The sequence below is a fragment of the Deinococcus sp. genome (assembly GCF_030523985.1).
Lineage (GTDB): Bacteria > Deinococcota > Deinococci > Deinococcales > Deinococcaceae > Deinococcus.
The window spans coordinates 1-4,749 of the sequence record NZ_JAUNHK010000011.1 but is presented as its reverse complement, the minus strand read 5'-3'; the positions used below and the strand labels follow the sequence as shown (position 1 = coordinate 4,749).

Below are 4,749 nucleotides of genomic sequence, written 5' to 3'. Positions count from 1 at the left end.
TGCTGGACGTGCCCGAGGGCGCAGACGTGCGGGCCGTCGCCGCTCAACTGGAACAGGAACGCGGCCTGAGCCTGGGCGGGTGCATGGTGGCGGTCAACGAAACCTACGCCGCGCCCGAGCAGGTGTTGCATGAGGGCGACGAGGTGGCCTTCCTCCCCCCAGTCGCGGGCGGTTCGGGGGCGGGCGATTCGGGTGAGGCCGACACCTTTTGCGAAGTGACCGCCGAGGTGCTGACCCTGGCCCCCGCCGACGCTTTTCTGGTGCGGCCCCACTGCGGCGCACAGGCGTACTTTGTCGGCACGGTGCGCTCGCCCAACGCGGGGCAAGTGGTCGCCCACATCGACTACGAAGCCTACGCACCGATGGCGCACAAGGTGATGGAAGCCGCCGCCGCCCAGGCCCGCGCCCAGCACGGCGAACTGCGGGTTTGGATTCAGCACCGCGTGGGCCGCCTTGCGCCTGCCGAAGCGAGCATCGTCATCGGGGTCGCCAGCCCGCACCGCCGCGCCGCGCTGGAAGCCTGCGACTTTCTGATTGAGCACCTCAAGGCCGAGTTGCCCGTCTGGAAGCACGAAGCGACGGCAGAGGGGACGCACTGGGTGGCGGGTCAGACGGGACATGAGGTGTTGTGATTTGACCCTCGCCCCTGGTGGGACTTGTAAAGCTGCGGAGCAGAGAGGGCCTTGCGTAGCAAGGGGTGAGGGGGCCTACTGACCCTCTCCAAAAATCTCCACCAGCACGGCAAAAAACCGCCTCACTGCATACGTTTGACAAAGGCCGCATACGGCGCCATTCTTTTCTTATCACCGTCCGGGAAGGGCGGATTTTTTATTTGGCCTCGCGTGGCCCTCAATTCGAGCGCGGATTTACGTCCACCCGCACGCGGGCGCTCCAGCTGCGGGTGTCCAGCACCGCCAGCAATTGCGCGAGGCGGGCGTCACTGCGGGCGCGGAGCAGCAGCTGGTAGACATAAGCCCCACGCACCCGGGCGACGGCGGCGGGCGCTGGCCCCAGCACTTCGGGGGCGGTGGCTCCCGCGCCGTGCAGCGCGTCGGCAATGGCCTGGGCCGCAGTCTTAGCGCGGTCACGGTCACGGGCGGCGACTTCTACCTGTGCCAGCCGTGCGTGGGGCGGGTAAAACAGCTCGGCCCGCACCCTTTCCTCGGCGGCGGGGTAGGCCAGGGCGTCACGGCCCGTTTCCAGCACCTTCAGCGCGGGGTGGTCGCCCTGAAAAGTCTGCACGACCAGCAGCGGAGCGCGGGAGGGGTGCCACTCGGCGAGTTGGCGCAGCAGGCGGTGATACCGCTCGGAGGCGCGAAAGTCCGACACGCCCAGCCAGGTGTCCGCCAGCGTGACGCCGATGAGGGCCAGATTGGGCGGGCACGGCTGCGACAGCAAAAGCTGAGTGCCGACCACCACGCCCGCCGCGCCCTCTTGCAACGGGGTCAGGTCGTCCTGGCGGTCTTTGTCCAGCCGCAGCACGGGAAACCCAGGCAGCAGCTTTTGTACCTCGGCGGCAATCCATTCTGTGCCGGGGCCGCGTGCTTTCCACATCTGCTCGCCGCAGTTGTCGCAGCGGTCAGGCACGGGCTGTTTGTGCCCGCACTGGTGGCAGGTCAGTTGGCGCGTTTCCTGGTGAAAGCGCAGCGAAACGTCACAGTTGGGACACTGCGGCGTGTGTTCGCAGTGGGGACAACGCAGCAGCGCCGAGTACCCACGGCGGGGGGCCAGCAGCGCCGCCTGTCTGCCCCGTTCCTGCACCTGCCGCAGCAATCTGGAGAGGTCGTGGCTGAGCGGGTAGCCCAGGTCACCTGGCGTGAGGTGAACACTGCTGAGCGGCCCCAGTTCGGGCTGCTGGGGCGGATTGGCGTAATCCACCACATGCAGGCGGCTGCGCGGCGGCGGCAGCACCCGCCCAGGCAGCGGCACACTCTCCACGGCGGGCACGCTGCCGACCAAACCCAGCGCCGCGCCCGAAGCCTGGGCCACCCGCGCCGCCACGTCGGGCACGAAGGCCCGCGACCCCGACAGCAGTTTGTAAGCGTCCGAGCCTTCTTCCAGCACGACCACCAGCGCCAGCCCCGCGATGGGCGCAGTCAGGGCCAGCGCACTGCCGACCACCAGCCGCACCTCGCCCGCGTGCAGTTGCCGCCACACTTCCTCGCGCTGCCGGGGCGAAAGCTGCCCGCTCAGCAGCGCCGCCCGCGTGCCGCACAGTTCCGCCAGCCCGCTCAGCCCGTCCCAGGCACGGCGCAAGGTGGCATGGTCGGGGGCCAGCACCAGCACCCCGCGCCCCTGCGAGAGCAGACGGGCGAGGCGAGGCGCTAGGGCGGCAAACCGCTCGGCGGGGCGGCCTCCGTGCAGTCGCCACGCCTCGGCTTCGGGCAGCAGGTCGGCGGAAAGTGGGATCAGTTCGTCCAGCGGTGGCCCTTGCCAGACGGCGGCGGCAGGCAGGTCGGGCGCGGGGGCTGGCCCTGTTTTCTGAACCGCCCAACCTTTTGCCAGCAGACCCGAAGCCGCCGAAGCCGTGATGCCAGCCCCCGCTGCCCAGGCACTCAGCGATTCGGTGGGGCCGTGCCCACGCAGCCAGTCCCAGGCCGCAGGCGGCGTGACGGGCACAAAAATGTAGTCTGCCGCGCCGCCCTCCATCAGCCGCCGTACCTCGGCAGGACGCACCCCCGCCGCCGCTGCCCAGGCCGCAGGCGAGGTGACGGAGCCGTGCCCGCGCAGCCAGACCCAGGCCGGGGGCGGAGGCACAGGCAAAGGCGTTTCTCGTGCGCCGCCCGCCGTCACCACCTTTTTGACCACCTCCAACCCCACGCCCGCGCCACTCGCCCAGGCTTTCAGACTGACCTGTGGCCCGTGTGCGTGCAGCCAGTCCCAGGCGGCCTGCTGCTTGACGGTCAGTGCTGCGCCCTCTACCGCTTGCCAGTGCGGCGGGCAAGACAGCGCGGGGTCGGCCTGCTGCCAGTCCTGCGCCGCCACCATCACCTGCGAGCGGGCGGCGGGCGGCACCTGTTCCAGCGGCGCGGCCTCGATGCGGCTGACCTGCACGGCGAGCGGGCTGAAGCGTTCGTCCAGCAAGCCCTGTTCGCGCACCGCGTCCAGCAGCGCAGGCGGGAAGAGGTCGGCGCGGCTCCATTCGGCCCCTGGCACGGCCTCCCCATACGGCGCGAGGTCGGCCCCCGCCACCGCCCGTACTTCGTGCAGATGGCTCAGTTCCCAGCCGACGCCCAGCAGGTCATCCCACAGCAGGCCCGGCGGCAGGTGGGCGGCTGCGGCCCAGTCCATCAGCCCGCGCACCGTGTCGGGCGACACCCAGGGCGCGGCGTCCAGCACAGCTATCGCCTCGCGCAGACGGTGACGGCCCGCGCCGCTTCCCACGCCGACCACCAGCCCCACTTTCAACTCGCCGCTGCGCCAGGGCACCACCACGCGGCAGCCCAGCGGCGCGGCCCCCGCGTAGCCGTGCGGGGCAGCAAAATCCAGCGCGGCAATCGGCAGTGGCAGGCAGACCTGCCAGGTCTGGTCGGTAGGCGCGGCGGCGTGCTGAACGGGCTTTTTCTCTTCCGCTCTGGACGGCGGGGCGGGTGGGTCAGTCCAGAGGGTCACTCCCCCAGGCTAGCGCGGCGGGTGGAAAAAGGAAGCGAGGGGGTCACACTCCCGTCATCTGTTTCCGACAGACTGAAGGCATGAAACGTCTCTGGCCCCTGCTCCTGCTAAGCCTGACCTCCTGTGCGCCCAAAGTGTCGGGCGAGGCAGCGACTCAAACCATGCGGGCGGGCGACTTGGAAATCACCGTCTCCGCGCCCGAGCGGGTCATGCGCCAGGAGCTTTACCCGCTGAAGGTGACGTACACGAACAAGGGAAAACAGACGCTGAAACTGTCCGACCCGCTGGACTGTGCCTATATCTGGGGCGCAGAGCAGAGAGAGAGCGGCAAAGTGCCAGAGCCGCTGGGCAATTACGGTTGCCCCAGCATCCCCGCTCCCATGAAGACGCTAGCCCCAGGCGAAGGCTACGCGGGCGAATATCACGTCATCATCAGCGGTTATCCAGCGGGCGAATACCGCATCACGCCTGAGCAGTTGCAGCAGCTTAGCCCCTCGGAGTACCGAGCCAAAGCAGCTAGATTGCCGCTGACGCCTCCGCCGCAAGAAATCCGCTTTCAAATTCGGTGAGGTGGGCTGCGTCATTCCAATGTAAAAACCGCCCCCGAAGGAGCGGCTGTCGGGCGCAGGAGGTCAGGCGGCGAGAGGCTTAGGGCTTCAGGGCTTGAATAAGCGCCGCCAGCCCAGTCAGCAATGAGCCGAGTGCCAAGAGAATCTTGACCCACAACTCAGCCGAGACTGGTTTGCTGCGACGCTTCGGTGTATCCTTACGATGTTTAGGCATAAGGACATCACCTCCTTTCAAGCGCCTGGGGCTGCAACTCCAGGCGCTTGCGCGTTGTTGAAGTTGGCCCTCTCCCTTTCCTGACCTGTCATGCACCCCGTCCCACACGGGGACACCGTAGGCTAGCACTCACCGGCAAATCTGCGCCGCTGTCACCCACCACTGCGGAAACTGCGCCGAAAGCGCTTCCGCTGCGGCCTGCGCCTGCACCTCATCCTGCGCCAGCCCAAAGCAGGTGGCCCCCGAACCTGACATCAGCACCGAGTGAAGGCCTGCGTCTGCCAGTGCTTCCAGCGTGGTCAGCACACTGGGAAAACGCGCCAACACGCCCGCTTGCAGCGAGTTGAAATAGGG

3 protein-coding genes and 1 pseudogene are annotated in these 4,749 nt (G+C 68.3%); 2 read left to right on the top strand and 2 right to left on the bottom strand.

All coding sequences use genetic code 11. The annotated features are described in order from the left end of the window. A partial coding sequence (locus Q4C89_RS03195) for a molybdenum cofactor biosynthesis protein MoaE (protein WP_303101161.1) occupies positions 1-632 on the top strand: 632 nt, incomplete at its 5' end. Positions 633-849: 217 nt separating this feature from the next. Here Q4C89_RS03195 and priA read toward each other — a convergent pair. Beyond that, positions 850-3,612 (bottom strand): primosomal protein N', encoded by a 2,763-nt coding sequence (gene priA, locus Q4C89_RS03190; RefSeq protein WP_303101160.1) that lies wholly within the window; start codon positions 3,610-3,612, stop codon positions 850-852. A gap of 80 nt (positions 3,613-3,692) precedes the next feature. Here priA and Q4C89_RS03185 point away from each other — a divergent pair, with 80 nt between their 5' ends. Continuing rightward, positions 3,693-4,181, top strand: coding sequence for a hypothetical protein (locus tag Q4C89_RS03185; protein WP_303101159.1), 489 nt, complete (start codon positions 3,693-3,695; stop codon positions 4,179-4,181). A 343-nt stretch (positions 4,182-4,524) separates the two neighbouring features. On the opposite strand, the pseudogene Q4C89_RS03180 reads toward Q4C89_RS03185, so the two are convergent. Further along, a pseudogene (locus tag Q4C89_RS03180) lies at positions 4,525-4,749 on the bottom strand (4-(cytidine 5'-diphospho)-2-C-methyl-D-erythritol kinase); the annotation flags it as partial.

Excerpts from the sequence above, each read along its gene's own strand:
- Q4C89_RS03185 (WP_303101159.1), top strand. The coding sequence starts at position 3,693 with ATGAAACGTCTCTGGCCCCTGCTCCTGCTAAGCCTGACCTCCTGTGCG.